At 70.4% G+C, this 15,200-nt stretch carries 13 protein-coding genes; 4 read left to right on the top strand and 9 right to left on the bottom strand.

The window, feature by feature from the left end:
• Positions 1-158: 158 nt before the first annotated feature.
• On the top strand, positions 159-3,536 hold the full coding sequence (locus tag WMF46_RS05655) for a hypothetical protein (protein ID WP_437984654.1): 3,378 nt from the start codon (positions 159-161) through the stop codon (positions 3,534-3,536).
• Here WMF46_RS05655 and WMF46_RS05650 read toward each other — a convergent pair.
• From WMF46_RS05650 to WMF46_RS05620, 7 genes are all read right to left on the bottom strand, one after another.
• Positions 3,491-4,030, bottom strand: a complete 540-nt coding sequence (locus tag WMF46_RS05650; protein ID WP_437984653.1) for a hypothetical protein — start codon at positions 4,028-4,030, stop codon at positions 3,491-3,493. The two genes, WMF46_RS05655 and WMF46_RS05650, sit on opposite strands and share 46 nt — an antisense overlap.
• On the bottom strand, positions 4,027-4,800 hold the full coding sequence (locus tag WMF46_RS05645; protein ID WP_437984652.1) for a hypothetical protein: 774 nt from the start codon (positions 4,798-4,800) through the stop codon (positions 4,027-4,029). The genes WMF46_RS05650 and WMF46_RS05645 overlap by 4 nt, the downstream gene beginning before the upstream one ends.
• Entirely contained in the window at positions 4,797-5,336 is a 540-nt protein-coding gene (locus WMF46_RS05640) for a hypothetical protein (protein ID WP_437984651.1), read from the bottom strand. The genes WMF46_RS05645 and WMF46_RS05640 overlap by 4 nt, the downstream gene beginning before the upstream one ends.
• A 969-nt stretch (positions 5,337-6,305) precedes the next feature.
• Entirely contained in the window at positions 6,306-7,682 is a 1,377-nt protein-coding gene (locus WMF46_RS05635) for a DUF1552 domain-containing protein (RefSeq protein ID WP_437984650.1), read from the bottom strand.
• Between the two features lie 5 nt (positions 7,683-7,687).
• Complete coding sequence (locus tag WMF46_RS05630) at positions 7,688-9,412, bottom strand: DUF1592 domain-containing protein (protein WP_437984649.1); 1,725 nt, start codon at positions 9,410-9,412, stop codon at positions 7,688-7,690.
• 354 nt (positions 9,413-9,766) lie between these two features.
• Complete coding sequence (locus WMF46_RS05625; protein ID WP_437984648.1) at positions 9,767-10,405, bottom strand: NADPH-dependent F420 reductase; 639 nt, start codon at positions 10,403-10,405, stop codon at positions 9,767-9,769.
• Positions 10,406-10,433: 28 nt separating this feature from the next.
• Positions 10,434-11,252 (bottom strand): inositol monophosphatase family protein, encoded by an 819-nt coding sequence (locus WMF46_RS05620; protein WP_437987860.1) that lies wholly within the window; start codon positions 11,250-11,252, stop codon positions 10,434-10,436.
• 167 nt (positions 11,253-11,419) lie between these two features.
• Here WMF46_RS05620 and WMF46_RS05615 point away from each other — a divergent pair, with 167 nt between their 5' ends.
• Positions 11,420-12,328: a LysR family transcriptional regulator gene (locus tag WMF46_RS05615; RefSeq protein WP_437984647.1), complete on the top strand. Its 909-nt coding sequence runs from the start codon at positions 11,420-11,422 to the stop codon at positions 12,326-12,328.
• Between the two features lie 99 nt (positions 12,329-12,427).
• Here WMF46_RS05615 and WMF46_RS05610 read toward each other — a convergent pair whose 3' ends face one another.
• Entirely contained in the window at positions 12,428-13,363 is a 936-nt protein-coding gene (locus WMF46_RS05610) for a LysR family transcriptional regulator (RefSeq protein ID WP_437984646.1), read from the bottom strand.
• A gap of 109 nt (positions 13,364-13,472) precedes the next feature.
• Here WMF46_RS05610 and WMF46_RS05605 point away from each other — a divergent pair, with 109 nt between their 5' ends.
• Together WMF46_RS05605 and WMF46_RS05600 are read left to right on the top strand one after the other, a co-directional pair.
• Positions 13,473-14,204, top strand: a complete 732-nt coding sequence (locus WMF46_RS05605; protein ID WP_437984645.1) for an SDR family NAD(P)-dependent oxidoreductase — start codon at positions 13,473-13,475, stop codon at positions 14,202-14,204.
• Complete coding sequence (locus WMF46_RS05600) at positions 14,194-14,511, top strand: DUF1330 domain-containing protein (RefSeq protein WP_437984644.1); 318 nt, start codon at positions 14,194-14,196, stop codon at positions 14,509-14,511. Before WMF46_RS05605 ends, WMF46_RS05600 begins: the two co-directional genes overlap by 11 nt.
• A 142-nt stretch (positions 14,512-14,653) precedes the next feature.
• Here the strand turns inward: WMF46_RS05600 and WMF46_RS05595 are convergent, their stop codons facing one another.
• On the bottom strand, positions 14,654-15,130 hold the full coding sequence (locus WMF46_RS05595; RefSeq protein WP_437907411.1) for a hypothetical protein: 477 nt from the start codon (positions 15,128-15,130) through the stop codon (positions 14,654-14,656).
• Positions 15,131-15,200: the final 70 nt, after the last annotated feature.

The raw sequence follows: 15,200 nt of genomic DNA, 5'->3' as shown, positions 1-15,200 counted from the left end.
TCGGCGATCTGGCCAGGTCACAACACCGGAGTCGTCGCATGACCTCGTCGTGGTCCACGATCGACGTGAACGCTCACACGCTGTTACCGTCCTGCTGGCTCATCCATCGAAGGACGGCGGGGTGCGCGTCGGCTGCCAAGGCCGTCAGGAGGTGCGTCGTGACGCTGACTTCGAGTCAAGCATTGTTGCTGTTGATGGCGGGGTGCGCCTCGGCGTGCAGCGCGCCTGGACCGCAGGCGGCGGGGAATGGTCCTGCCGGGCGCCCCGCGGAGCGCGCGCTCCGGCCGAGCGGCGCCGCGCCGGTCGAGCTCGGGCGGATCGTGAGCAGGGCGCGGGCGAGCTTTCGATCCACGCGACAAGGGCTCTCCGCCGAGGGCGCCGCCCACCGGATCGACGTCGAGGGCGAAGCGGCGCGGATCCGCGCGAAGCCCGTGGCGAGGGCGGCACGCAGGGGGCGGGCGAGGCAGCTCCAGGCCCTCGCCGAGGCGCGCACCGCCGCCGAGCTGACGGCGCGCCGCCGCGCGCTCCGCGGGCCTCTCGTCGAGGGCGCGCCCGGCGAGTTCCAGCCAGGGAGCGCGCTCACGCTGGCGACGCGATCGATCGCCCGCGCTGGCCACGAGTGCGTGAACGGCGAGGGCCGCGTGCGCATGGCGGCGGACGGCGGCGCGGAGCGCGCGTTCGAGACCTGCAGCGAGCTGTGGAAGAACCACGAGGCGAACGCCGAGCAGGCGTTCCGGTTCCCCGAGCGGCCCGGGGGGCGCGGCGATCTCGTCGTGCGCGTGAGCGCCCGGCTCGGCGCCGCGGACGCCGCGCCCTCGGTCGCGAGCGACGCCCGCGGCCTCGTCCTCGGCGCCGCGCCGGGGCAGCGGTTCGTGTACGGCCACGGCACGTGGATCGACGCGTCGGGCCGCCGCGTTCCGGTGCCCGCCCGCTGGGCGGACGGCCACATCGAGCTGCGCGTGCCCGCCTCGGTCGTCGAGGAGAGCGGCTATCCGGCGCTGCTCGATCCGGAGGTGGGGCCGGAGATCGGGACGGAGCCGCCCGTGCCCGTCCAGCAAGACGTCGGGTTCGATCCGGAGATCGCGACCGACGGGACGAGCTACCTCGTTGTCTTCGAGGATCTGTCGCGCATCCGCGCGGTCCGCGTCGGCGCGCGCGGGGACGTGCTCGATCTCGACTGGCTGGATCTAGGCGAGGAGTCCGCCGGGCAGTACCTGCCCAGCGTGGCGTACGGCGGAGGCCGCTACCTCGTCACCTGGAGCCAGTACGGCGACGACGCCCGGATCACCATCCGCGGCCGCGTGATGCGCCCCGACGGCACGCTCGAAGGGCCGGCGAGCTTCGCGATCTCGACGTCGGACGAGGGCGTGTATCCCTCGGTCGAGTGGAACGGGGAGCGCTTCGTGACCGCCTGGCTCAGCCTCGCCGACGATGGGGCCGACGACGTCCGCGCGACCCTCGTCGACCCGAGCGGCAGCGCCGTTCCCGGCGCCGAGCGCGCCCTGTCCACGAGCGGCCGCGCGTCGCGCCCGGCGGTCGGCGCCGGGGCGGACGTCTCCGTCGTGGCCTGGGACGAGGACGTCGCCGGCGGCGGCGCGCGGGCCATCCGTGCGACGCGGGTGGCCAGCGATGGGAGGGCGCTCGACGCCGGGGGCGTTCCGATCTCGGAGGGCCCGGGCAACGCGCGGCTGGCCGCGCTCGCGTCCGGCGGGGCGAGCTTCCTGGCCACGTGGGTACGGGACGATCCCACGAGCACGATCCGGGGCGCGGTGCTGCGCGCAGACGGCACGATCGCGGCAAGGGACTTCCCGATCTCGCGGCCGAGCCCGGGCACCGGGGCCCCCGCCGCGGCATTCGACGGCAGCAGCTACCTCGTGGCCTGGGCCGACGAGCGGGACGGTCGCGCGATGGTCGGGGCCCGCGTCTCGGCCGAGGGTGTCGTGCTGGGAGATGACGTGAGGCTCGCGGACGGGTCGCCTCGCTCCATCTGGGATTCGGATCGGAGCTCGCTCGCGTGGAACGGCTCGCGCTTCCTGCTCGCGTTCCAGGGCCAGGGCATCGAGGGCAGCCTGATCGGCCCGGATCTCGCGCTGGCCGCGGGCCGGCTCGGGCTCAGCCCCCTGCCGAACAGGCAGGGCGCCCCGCGCGTCGTCTGGACCGGCGAGAGCTACCTCGTCGCCTGGACCGACGAGCCGGACCCGGACCGGGAGCGGATGACCGCGCGCGCGGTGCGCGTGAGCGCGGCCGGCGAGGTCGTCGATCCGGTCGGGATCGAGCTCGCGAGCAGCGCCTTCGCGATCGATCTGGCCTCGAACGGCGGCGGCGCGTCGGTGCTCACCTGGAGCGCGCTCGGCGCCGGCGGGGATCACCTGCGGTGGGTGTCGGGCGACGGCGCGCTCGGGGAGAGCGTCGCCGTCTCGTCGCTCCACCTGTCGGCGACGCCGTCGGTCGCCGGCAACGGCGACGGTTATCTGGTGACCTTCGTGGAGAGGACCGCGGAAGAGCCCTTCGTTTACACCGCGTCGGGCCGCCTGCTCGGCGCTTCGGGGAGCGCTGGCCCGGTGTTCCCCATCGTGCCCTCGGTCGGGGCGGAGTCGCACGCGATGCCGCTCCACGCCGGGCAGGACTACCTGGTGGCCTACGTGAAGGCGGGCCTGCATCTCGTCCCCGTGAGCCGCACGGGAGGCGTCGGGGAGGGCTTCCTGCTGTCGAGCGCACCGGCCGCCATCGCCGGGGCGACGGACGGCACGGACACGCTCGTTGTCTGGACGGAGTCCGCAGGTAGCTGGCCGGAGGGCGGTGAGGGGCCGGTGCACGGTCGAATCTACGGCACGGGCGGCTGGCGGGGCGAAGCGTTCCTGATCTCGCCGACGAGCGCCGGTCATGCGGCGGCCGTGGCCTGGGACGGCGCGAGCTACCAGGTTGTGTGGGAAGAGGCGGAGACGCACCGGCTCCGGATCCGCGCCGTGGCCCCCGATGGGACGCCGGGCATGGAGGCGCTGCTCGTCGATGACGAGTGCAATGCGCCGATGCTGGCCCGCGGCGAGGATGGCCGGTTCCTGCTGAGCTATGACAAGCTCGGCCCTGCTGCGCGCACGCGGCGCGTCGTCTCGCGGCTGCTCAGCTGGGAGCCCTCACCCGGGCTGGCCGCAGGCGGCGGCGCGGGTGGAAGCGGCGGCGCAGGGCTTGGCACGGGCGGAGGCGGCACTGTGGAGCCCGGGGCGGGCGGGAGCGGCGGTGCGGAGCCGGGCGGGGGCGGGAGCGGCGGTGCGGAGCCGGGCGCGGGCGGCCAAGCAGGGAATGGCGGGGGCGGCGGCACCTCCGGCGTTGCCGCCGGCAGCAGCAGAAATGACGGAACCGACGACACCAGCAACGACGCACGATGCAGCGCTCACGGCGCTGGCAGCAGGTCCGCATACATCGGGCTCACCGTTGCCCTGTTCGGTCTCGCCCTCATTGCACGACGGGCGGCATCCACCCAGGGGGACAGCTACGGATCCACCCAAGTCCACACGACCGAGAAGAGGCACACGTAGATTGTCGCCTGGCCCATCGACACCCCGTCCATGTCCACATCCAGCACCACCTCGTTCCCGAGCTCCGGCGGGATCGGCTGGTAGCCGGGGTACGTGGCCTCGATCTCCCCAGCGATCTCGCGCGCCACCGGCTCCTCCTGGGGGATGCCGGGGAGGTGGATCCCGTAGTATGGCCCGAGCAGGGACACGTGGAAGCTGAGCGCCGCATCATCGGTGAGCCAGATGCGGGCCGAGTACGCCGGTTCGACCCACCCCGCCAACAGGCTGAGCGACTCGTTCTGAAGGCTGCATCGCTCCCCCAGCCTGTCGATCATGACCTTCCACCTTGGGTACTCCGCTTGCCCTCGTCTTGCGGCTTCCACCAGGCGGCGGCGCTCCTCCGTGTCCTCGTAGACGATCTCGTCGGGGGGCACATGGATGCGCGTGATTTTATGCACACCGCGCGGGTAGAAGCGGTAAACAACGTCGAGGAGCTCGGAGCGAGTTATCATCATGGACTGGTCACCTTGGCGCCGAGTCGCTTGTACTTGGACTTGAACGCAGCGTCCGCCGTGTCAGCAAACCTTTTGCAGAAGATACCTGCCGGCAGGTGGTAGTCCATGCCGTTTGCGACCTCCTCCATGATCTCCTCGCTGAGGCTAGATGCACGATCTGGATCGATTGGTCCATAAATCTCAGTCCGGATCGGCATGCCGATGGTAAGAGGGCAGGACCACTTCTTGATCTCATGCGGGATAGTGAGTCTCCGAAAAGTCAGGTTAATCCTGGATTCTTGCCACCCTCCGCCTTTACCCGTGCCATCGTCCGTGACGATGGTAACAAACGGGAAGTCCGACGGATCGAAATCTACGTATACCCATGGGGCCATTCCAGGCGGCGGACACTTCGAGCTGCACGCATCGCTACAGCTCAAGAAGGTCGCTCCGTCTCCGGCTATGTCGCCGAATCCGGGGCACGGGTCTGGCGGGCTCGTCGGGCCAGCTGTCGGGCTCTCCGCGCTGTCGCTGTCGCTCGTCCTCTCCTCTTCGTCTTCAAGCTCCCACTCGTTGCACGCGATCTTGCGCTCGCCGCCACCTTGGGGGTCGGCCCCGAAGTCACCGGATGCGGAGGAGGTGAAGACGGGGCGTGGCTCGGAGCCCGGACCGGCACCTGCACCCGAAGTTCTTTCCCCCACAGGATAGCAGTCGCCGAACGTCATGTTGCACGCCGCCAGCGCCCAAACCGCGCTAGTCAAGATCAATAATAGAACTTTTCTCACGTTCATTTCTCACTCCATCGAAGCACAGGACCAGCGACAACGACGGCGGACACATAGCCCGGGAGCACCAGACTGCCCCGACCGACCCAATCCACGTTGACGCTCACCGACACCCCGAGCGGTCCGGCGACGTACGCGTTGGTCTGCGCGTGGCCGCCTACGGCCAAGCCACCAACGTGGCCGCACAAAGTGACGCCGCACGCCGGCATGAGGTAGAACGCGACAGACGGCCCCGCGCTGACGTTGCCGTCCTTCCACGCGTACCCGATGTCAACCGAGGTCTGGTTGTAGATCCCGAGCCCGTCCTCCTGGATCGGGGGTAGGATCGTGCACAGGTCGTGCACCGTGAACAGGATGTCTCGCTGGATGGGCCAAGATATGCCCGCGTGCGGCCCCACCGCGAGGCGCGGAACGGTACCGGCATGGAGCCACCCGAGGCTCACACCAGCGCTCAGCTCGGAGGCCTCTCCTTGCGTCGGTACGACGACGAGCAGCGGGATGACCAGGATCGCCCATGGGATCCGCCGCCTTCTTGTGCCCATCGTCCCCTTCCCGTCTTCCGCAACTCGTGAGCAACGTGCCGACGCGGGGCATTCTTCTGATCAGAGGATCGGCGTCAAACGGAATCTAGGCGAGCACACTACACTGGCTAGGGGTCGTACCGTCCAGAGCGTGCGCCAGCGAGCAGCTACCCGTGCGGCGCCAGCGCGTGTCGACGTGCTGGCGCCAGCTGCCTGGCCGCGCCACCGCGGGAGCGCGCGACCAGCCACACGCCCCGCGCTGCACGATGTCGGCTGCAAGCCCGACCCAGCGCGGCACCGTGCCCAGGCAGCGGTGACCGCGCGCCGTGACGGCCACGCGCGTGGCACCACGCGACGTCGCTCGCGCGGCCACGCTGCCCGCGAGCGCGGCGCCTGGCGATGGCCTGCGCGGTCAGCGAGGACGACGCGCTAGCGCTCACGCGACCAGCGCGCCTCGCCCATGGAGCCCGCGCGTCTCGTCGTCCCCATTCCCCCCGTGCCCGCGCGGTCCACGAGCGCGAAGCGGCCGCCGAAGAGCTGCCCCCTGTGCATCGAAGGACGAGCGTGCCGCAGCCAAGGTCAAGACTCAACAGAGATTTACTCGCCAAAGGCGCGATGAGGCGCTCCAGCCCGCTGGACCTCTTCAGGGACGGCCGACCAAGACTCATCCCTGGAGAAAGAAACCGTTCGCTGCACGTCGGAGAGAGCGCACTCGATCTGGCTCAGCCAGGGAGCGTGCCTGCAGGTGAAGAGCAACATCCAGCGCGGCTCTCCTCAAGCCACTCCATCACCTCGTCGACGATGCAAGGCAATGTCGTCAATGGTATTCATTGCGCCGTCTGGCTGAGCCATGCCCCACCGACGGACGGTATCGGTCAATCGGTCCGTGTCGAGGAGTAGGCCTTCTGAGCGTGCCCTCGAGGTCTGCCCGCCGCGTGGTGCCTCCAAGCGGCTCGCCCGGTTTTGCTCGGACGCGCCTCGTTCTCGCTGCTATGTCAGGTTCGTGAGCGGCCCGGTGCAATGCTCCGGGGTGCCGAACGTGGTCCGGGTGTCGCCGAACAGGTTCAAGATCGACACGAGCAGGTTGTTGTGCGGGAGGTTCTTGTACCGGAGCCAGCGCCCGGTGCGCAGACCGCCGCCGCCGCCGGCCAGGAGGAACGGCATGTTCGTCTTCTTGTGGCTCGGCGGATCCGAGATCTCGGAGCCGAAGAAGACGACACTCTCGTCGAGCAGCGAGTGTCCGCCCATGTCGACCTTCTCCATCTCCTGCAGGAGATAGAGGTGCTGCTTCGAATACCAGTTGCAGATCAGCTCGCACTCTGCCGCCCTGAAGCCGCCGTCGTGCTGGTAGTAATGGTGGTGCTCGCTCAGGTTCAGCCAAGGGAAGGTGTGCTTCGCCTCGGTGTCGCTCCACTGAAGGGTGCCGACCGCTGTGATGTCGCAGGCGAGCGCCATCACCAGCATGTCCGTCATGAGCTTGCCGACCTTGGGGATCGCCGCGTCGGTCGACGTGTCCTTGATCGAGCCGTTGTCGGCGGAGTTGCGCCCCGTGCGCGGGTTGTAGTCGGACGTGTCGACCTTCGCCGGCGCCTGGCAAGCGCCCGCCGCGATCGGCGCCTTGCTGAGGCTCTCCTCGATCTCGCGGATCTTCGTCAGGTGCTGATCGATCTTCTGCCTGTCAGCCGCGCCGAGCCGCGAGGACAGGGCGGAGTAGCGCCGGTCGAGGAAGTCGAGGATCGACTGCTTCCGCGCGAGCCGACGGGCGGCGTCGTCGTCGGCGCCGGGGTTCAGCGTGCCAAAGAGATCGGTGAAGATCTCCACAGGATCGATGCGCGGCGGGATCGGGCTGTAGGGCGCGTCGTTCTCGAAATTCGCGATGTTCATCGGAGACAGCAGGCCGTGCGATTTTCCCGTCGCCCAGCGCACCGCGATCTCGAGGCTCGCCTTCGCCTTCTGACCCCCGGAGATCCGGGAGGCGATCACCTGATCGATGGACGGCCCGCTCCCGTAGGCGCGGCCCGCGGCGCCGTCCTGCGGCGTGCCCGTGAGCCAGGCGATGATCCCGGCCTGGTGCTGCTCGCCGAGCCCGCTCTTCATGTCGAGGCCGTCGACGACGAGCAGCCGGCTCTGCACCGGCGCGAGCGGCGCCAGGATGGGGCTCAGCGTGAAGCTCGTCTCGGAGCCCGTCGGCCGCCAGCGGTCCATCACGGTCCCGCCGGGCGTGTAGACGGCGAGGAAGCGCTTCGCGGGGGCGGCCTGCGCGCGCGCCGTGGGCTCGGTGCCCATGATCTCCAGCCACGGGAGCGCGATGGCGATGCCGCCAGCACCTCGCAACAAGGCACGCCGGTTCAAGCGAAACGTCGACATAGCCGTCACTCCTCCCGGGGAGCCATGGTGTGGAAGGCGTCCGTCTGCGTGAGCTCGATGAGGAGCTGTTTCACGTTGTATCCGGACGTCTTGAAGGCGGCCGTGACGGCCTCTCGTGTGCACTTGTCCTCGGCGCGCAGCGTGAGGCCGTAGGCGTATTCGATCCAGTGCGTCGCGAAGCAGCTCTGCACGTCTTCCGTCTCGGCGAGCTTGCGCACCAGCTCGATCGGCCCGCTCACGGCCCCCTCCGTGCCCGGCACCGAGCCGCTCGCGTCGATCGCGACGTCGTTCTCGGTCGCGCGGAACAGCCCGACCGCGTCGTAGTTCTCGAACGAGAAGCCGACAGGATCCATGAACTGGTGGCACGTCGCGCAGACCTGATCCTCGCTGTGCTGACTGAAGCGCTCCCGCGCCGTCTTGCCGGTGTACGGGTCCGGCGGCTTCACCTTCTCCAGGATGTCGCCCGTGGGGAGCGGGATGACATGGCACATCAGCTTCTGGACCACGAAGGAGCCGCGGACCACGGGGTTCGTCATGTTCGAGTGCGTCGTCCCGGCCATCACCCCCGCCTGGGTGAGGAGCCCGAGGCGCCGGGTCGTATCGAGCTCCACGCGCTGGAACGCGTCGCCCGTCACGCCGGAGACGCCGTAGAACGCCGCGAGCGGGCCGTTCATGTACGAGTACGGGGCGGTCAAGATGGACGGCCAGGTGCCGGCCTCCTCGAAGATCTCCTGCTCGAGGAACCGCTGCGTCTCCTCACGCATCAGCGAGCCGATCGTGCGAGAGAAGGTCGGGAAGGCCTCCGCGTCCCGCTCGAGATCCGCGAGGCTGCTGATGGGGAGCAGGCTGTCGAAGAAGAACCGCACGACGGGCCGGGCCCGGGGGTCGTCGAGCATGCGCTCGGCGTGCGAGCGCACGCCTTCCTTCGTCGCGAGCTCCCCCGCCTGCGCGGCCGCGCGCAGCGGCTCGTCGGGCATCGTGCCCCAGAACAGGTACGAGAGCCGCGTCGCCATCTCGTCGCCCGTCGGCCGGCGGAGCGCCGGGCGCGCGGGATCGGGCGCGCCCCACTCGACGCGGTAGAGGAAATCGGGCGACTGGAGCACCGCCTCGATCACCATCGCGATGCCGGCGGCGAACGTCGCGTCCTCTCGCCCGACGCTGTACAGCGCCAGGAGCTCGTCCGCCTCGCCGGCCTGGAGCGGCCGGCGATAGGCGCGCGCCGCGAAATCCTCGACGATCGTGCGCGCGCACGCTCCCTCGCTCGCCGCCGTCACGTCGCCCGCGCAGGGAGCGAGCCTCGCGAGCGCCTCCGGCGTCGCGGTCGCGCGCTGGGCGATGCCCCCCGCGATGGTGCCCAGCTGCTCGGCCAGCAGGCTCGAGACAGACAGCGTGTCCGCGTCGTTGCCGAAGCCGTTCCCGATATCCTCGCTCGGCAGCGAGAAGGCTGGCTCCGTCGTGTCCCCCAGGAGGTCGCGAACCGTGTTGTTGTATTCGAAGCGCGTCAGCCGCCGGAGCGGCGCTCGCCCGGGATACACCGTGTCGTCCCGGCAAACACCGATGGGATCGTCGGTACCAGGTTTGCCGGAGCCGGAGCCGGAGCCGGAGCCGGAACCGGCGCCCGGCTCACCCACGGATCCCGTACAGCCGCTGGCGAGGACCAGCGCGATCGGCAGCGCCCACCGAGCGCCTCCGCGACGGCGCGCAGGCTGGTGACGCGAGGGTCTGGACATCGTTGTCGCTCCTCACCAGCGCTGGGAGCGCTGAAGTCCAGCGATTAGACAACGAGCGCTCTTCAATCGCCAGGAAATTGAGAGCGGATCCCTCCCCTTCGACCGCACAGGAGCCGTCGGGGCCGTCCCGGCGGCTCCGTGATTCCAGTGACGGCGACATGATTTGATTCTTCAGGACGTGTTGCCTCCCGGTGCGCACACGTTCCGTTCTGCAGCGAAAAATCACATGAACACGGCGCTTCTCGTCGCCTGCAATTTTTCTCGCGGTGAACGTTCACACCGGATGGGCAGTTTCGCGAAGCCACGGCCACGGAGATGGATTGGGCTCCAGCTCCGTGATGCGCTTCGTCGCATTTACCGGGCGAGCGCGACGGCGAACGGCGCGAGCCCTCGCCTTCGCAGCACGGACGGGACGAGCAAGGCGACCGCCTCGGGGCCGCGAGCGGTCTCGATGTCTCCGAGATCTTCGATCCAGTCGGCCGGCCAGCCCAGATCGCCGAGCAACCGTCCGACGACCGCCTTCGCGCCCTCGTCGTTGCCGGAGAGGAACGCGGTCGGGGCGGCGCGCAGGCTCGTGGGATCCGCCATGACGGTGAACAGCATGGTATTCAGCGTCTTGACGACGGCCGTCTCGGGCAGCGCAGCCTGCAGGCGCTCGGCGACGCTGTCGTTCGGGTAAAGCAGGCTGCCGGGAAGACCGTCGCGGCCGCGCAGCGTCGCGTTGGAGATGTCGACAAGGATCTTGCCCTTCAGCGCGTCGCGGAGGGCGCCGAGCCGCTCCACGCTCGTGTCCCCGGGGGTGGCGTTGATGACGATCGCGGCCAGGCGCGCGGTCTCCGCGGGATCCCTGAAGTCGACGCGCCCTCCCGACCATTTCAGCGCCGCCTGCGCCGGGTCCCTGGTGCCGATCGTGACGGCGCGCCCGGCGCCCGCGAGCTTGTTGGCGAGGACCGTGGCGACACGGCCCGAGCCGAGGATTCCAATGTTTCCCATGAGTTGATCCATGTTCAGCCTCCTCCTCTCATCGGATGGTCGACAGGACGCCTACCGCGCCGGCGTGGAGCCCGGGCGCTGCAGCCAGGAAGTCCTCGCTGGCGAGGCTCCAGCGCTCCCCGCGTGTGTCCGTGACCGTGCCCCCGGCCTCCGCGACGAGCAGCGCCCCCGCGACGAGCCCGGAGCGGATCTGGCTGTACTGCCAGAAGACGTCCATCCGGCCGGCCGCGACCTGAACGAGCTGGAGGGTGGCCGGGACCGAGACGCGCAGGACGAGCGCGCTCCCGAGCATCGCGGTGACGGACATGCCGATCCGCCGGTACGTCTCCTCGTCCTCACCCGGCTTCGCCTGGCCGGTCCCGACGAAGGCAGCGCCGAGCTCCGTCTTCGCCGACGCGCGGATCCTCCTCGTCCCGAGGTACGCGCCGGCGCCCTTCCGGGCGGTGTACGTGTCGCCGGTCAAGGGCAGGTGCACAGCCGTCAGGACCGGCTCGTTGTCGCGGACGAGGGTCGCCGTGACGCACCAGTCCGCCATCCCGTGAACATGGTTGATGTTCCCCTCGACGGTGTCGGTGACCCACCACTCCCCCGGCGGGAGGGGCCCGCACTCGAGCTCGTCCTCGACCCACCGGGCCTCCGGGCGAGCGCGCGACAAGGGCTCGCGGAGCGCCTCGAGGGAGACCGCATCGTTGGCGCCGAGCGCGGCGAAGATGTCCTCCCGGCTCCTCGGGCGCGGCTCTGTCGAGAAGCGACCGACGAGCCGCTCGCCCGCCGCGGAGAGCGCCGCGACGACCGCGGGCAGCAGGAGCTCGTCCTCCGCGCGGCCCGGGCCTCGGTCTCGCCACATCACATCGTTGTTCATCTGCTCGGAATGCTCGGAATGAATCGACATGAATCCTCCTCGGACGAGCGGCGCGCGCGTGGTCGCAAACCGCTGAACCACCGTACGGAGGAATAAACCCTGGACGACTCATACCGTCCAATGCATAGTTTGTATGAGGAAGAATTACCGCCATGCATGTGGACCTGAACCTGTTGCCGGCGCTGGACGCGTTGCTCGAGGAGAGGAGCGTCAGCGCCGCGGCGGCCCGCTTGCACCTGTCCCAGCCCGCGATGAGCCGGACGCTGGGGCGCATCCGGGACGCCACGGGGGACCCGATCCTCGTGCGCGCCGGCCGGACGATGGCGCTCACGCCGCGCGCGCTGGCCCTGCGACAGGAGGTCCAGGCCATCGTCCAGCGAGCGCACGCGGTGTTCGCGCCCGAGCGGGAGCTCGACCTGGCGAGGCTCGATCGGACCTTCACCGTCCGCTGCCACGACGCCCTGACGACGGCGCTCGGTACGCGGCTCTTGCGCGCGGCGCAGGAGCAGGCGCCTCTCGCGAAGGTCCGGCTCCTGGCCGAGCCCGCGGGAGACACGGACGACCTGCGCCACGGGCGCGTGGATCTCGAGATCGGCTCGACGGAGCCCGCGCTCCCCGAGATCCGTGGGGAGCTGGTCGGCGAAGATCGCCTCGTCGTCGCCCTCCGCCGGGCCCACCCGCTCGCGCGCGGCCGGCTCACCGCCAGGCGCTACGCCGAGGCGCTCCACGTCATCGTCTCACGCCGTGGCCGCCTGCGCGATCCGATCGATGAGGCGCTCGAGGCGCTGGGGCTGCGGCGGCGCGTCATCGCGGCGGCGCCCACGTGCGCGGCGGCCATCCATTTCGCCCACGAGAGCGATCTCGTCGTCGCGCTGCCGGCGCGCGTCTGCGGTCCCATCGTGCGGGCGCTGGGCCTCAGCACCCGTCCGCTGCCGCTCGACGCGCCGGAGCTCAGGATCGTCCAGCTGTGGCACCAGCGCTGCGAGGGCGACAAGGCGCACGCATGGCTGCGCGGACACACGCGCGAGATCCTCCGAGCGATCTGCCGTGGCGAGGCGTGACCCAGCAGCAGCGTGCCAGCCGCGGCCGGCGCTCGCGGGCATGGCGCCGACCCGCCTGGCGAGCGCGCTCCGCCGCCGGAGGTCGGGCCGGCGCGGCCCTCAACCCCTCCTCGGGCGGCGCGGGGCCTTCGCGGCCGCCGCGGGTGCCCCGGCGCCGTGGCCGCAGCGCAGCAGCGCCTCCCAGAGCGCCTGCGCGACGACGCCGTGCGGGCGGTCGCGGCGGCGGATCACGAAGAGCTCCATGGTGTCGGCCACGAACTCGGGGACCTGCAGCGCCACGAGCTCGCCCGCCGCCAGCGCGCCGGCGGCCACGTGCTCGGGCAGCCCGCCCCACCCCATGCCCGCGAGGAGGACCTCCTTCTTCGCCGCGACGTCGGTGACCGTCCAGCGCAGGCCGCCCTCCAGCACGTTCAGGGACGGCGAGGCGCTCCCCCTCGCGCTGTCGCGCAGGATGATCTGCGCGTGCGCCCGCAGCAGCGCGGGCGGGATCGGCGCGCCGCAGGTCGCCAGCGGGTGATCGAAGCGCGCCACCGGGATCACCCGCACGTCGCAGAAGCGCGCCGTCTCGACCGCCGAGCCGTCGATCCCGAGCTTCGTGGCGACGGCGAGATCGGCGCGGTCCTCGCGCAGCGCGTCGGCGGTGCCCGCCAGCCGCTCGGTGCCGAGCTCGATGCGCACCAGGGGATAACGCGCCAGGAGCCCCCGGAAGATGTCCATGATGGGCCCGAGCGGCGTCACCGCGTCGACGGCGAGCCGCACGATCGGCTCCACCTTCCCCGAGAGGCGCATGCCGAAGCTGCGCAGCGCCTCGGTGCCCTCGATGACCGCCGCGGCGCGCTCGTGGAACAGGCGGCCGGCGTCGGTGAGCGTGGCGCGGTACTCCCGGCGATCGAACAGCTCGATCCCCAGCTCCCGCTCGAGGTTGCGCACCAGCTTGCTCACGGCCGGCTGGGACTTGTGCAGCCGCGCGGACGCGGCGCTGAACGTGCCCTCGCCCGCGACGGCGAGGAAGGCGACGAGCTGATCGTAGGTCATGGCGGGGCCCGCAGGATCAAAACCTGGAGTTATGAACTTGATAGAAACATACCACTTTCTCGGTTCGAGGGACGGTCCTAGGTTGTCGGCGCGAAAGGAACGACACTCCATGTCCACCAGGATCGATCGCGTCATCATCACAGGCGCCAGCAGCGGTATCGGCCTCGACCTCGCCAGGAGCTTCCTTGCCGAGGGGTCGAGCGTCGTCATGAACGGCCGCGACCCGGAGAAGCTCGAGCAGGCGCGGCGGAGCCTCGACGGCGGAGCGCGCGTCGTCGCCGTGCCGGGCCACGTGGGGGATCGGGCCACGGCGCGGGCCGTCGCCGCGGCCGCGCGCGAGCGCTTCGGCGGCGTCGACGTGCTGATCAACAACGCCGGGATCTTCGGCGTGAAGCCGTTCCTCGAGAGCACGGAGGAGGACCTGGAGCGGTTCTTCACCACCAACGTGAAGGGGACATTCCTGATGACGCAGGCGGCGGTGCCGCTGATGCTCGAGGGCGGCGGGGGCTCGATCATCAACATCGGCACGGTGCTCGTCCAGCAGGCCATGGCGCGGATGCCGGCCTCGGCCGCCATGGCCAGCAAGGGCGGCGTCCACGCGCTCACCGTCTCGCTGGCCGCCGAGCTCGCCGCCCACAACATCCGCGTGAACACGCTGGCGCCCGGCATCATCCGCACGCCGCTCATCGGCGAAGGGGCCGATTCGATGGCCTCGATCCACCCGCTGGGGCGCGTCGGCGAGGTGCGGGACACGACGGAAGCGGCGCTGTTCCTGGCCAGGGCCGGCTTCGTGACCGGCACGACGCTCGACGTGGATGGAGGTTACTCCCATGGGCGCTGAGGGCCGACAGCACGTGCTCCTGGTGGGGCTCCAGATGGCGGACGAGACGTCCTACGCCCGCTACCGCGCCGGGATGATGCCGATCCTCTTGTCCTATGGCGGCGCGTTCGGCCACGATTTCGTCGTGGCGCGCGTGCTGAAGGGGGATGAGCGGATCAACCGCGTCTTCACCCTCCTGTTCCCCGACCGCGCGACGCGGGAGCGGTTCTTCGCCGACGCGCAGTACCGCGCCGTGCGCGCCGAGTTCTTCGAGCCCGCGGTCGCGGCGACCTTCATCCTCGGCGAGTTCGAAGCGCCGGCGGTGTGAGCCGCGTGCCGCGCGGCGAGGGAGCAGAGCGTCGCATCACCGGCGCCGGGCTCGGGGCCATGATCTACCGGTCGCCCGATCGACGGAGCGAGCGGCGCGAGCGCCGGCCCGGCGTGACATGCCCTCTGGATCGCGGATGGCCTCAAGGGGTGTAGACGATGTCGCCGTCATCGAAGAGGCCGCCGGGGATCGAGACGCCGACCGCGCCGTAGTAGTTCACGTCGACGGCGTCGACGCCCGCGCCTGGGCTGCCGAGGTCAGAGAAGGTGAAGCGGTTCGCCGCAGCGAACGCGCCGCCCGAGGTCCAGCACGTGCCATGGCCATCGAAGCTCCAGCTTCCGCCGCTCACGGTATGGGGACGGAAGCGCAGGTAGCGGCAGGTGACGGGGGCTTCGCCGGGATTGTGGATGATGATCGTGAAATGCCCCCTGAGCGAGCCGTCGACCTGCTGGCTCACCGAGCCCATGAAGCTGGCATGGCCGCGCACGCCCCATCCGGAGAGCGTCGGCAGCGGCCCGGCCGCCGCAGGGGACGAGAACGCGGTGACGGCCAGGCCGGCGGCCATCGTGAGGGACATGACGAGGGAGCGGGTCTTCTGGGTCGTGTTCGTGGGCAGCATCGGTTCTCCTTGGTCGTTGCAACGAGCGTCGCGCGGCTTCTTTCGTGCGGGGGCGAGGAGGACACTCGCA

The organism is Sorangium sp. So ce117, from assembly GCF_051524395.1.
GTDB lineage: Bacteria > Myxococcota_A > Polyangia > Polyangiales > Polyangiaceae > Sorangium > Sorangium cellulosum_B.
Note: the sequence above shows the minus strand (reverse complement) of the source record. Positions and strands in the feature narration are given on the sequence as shown.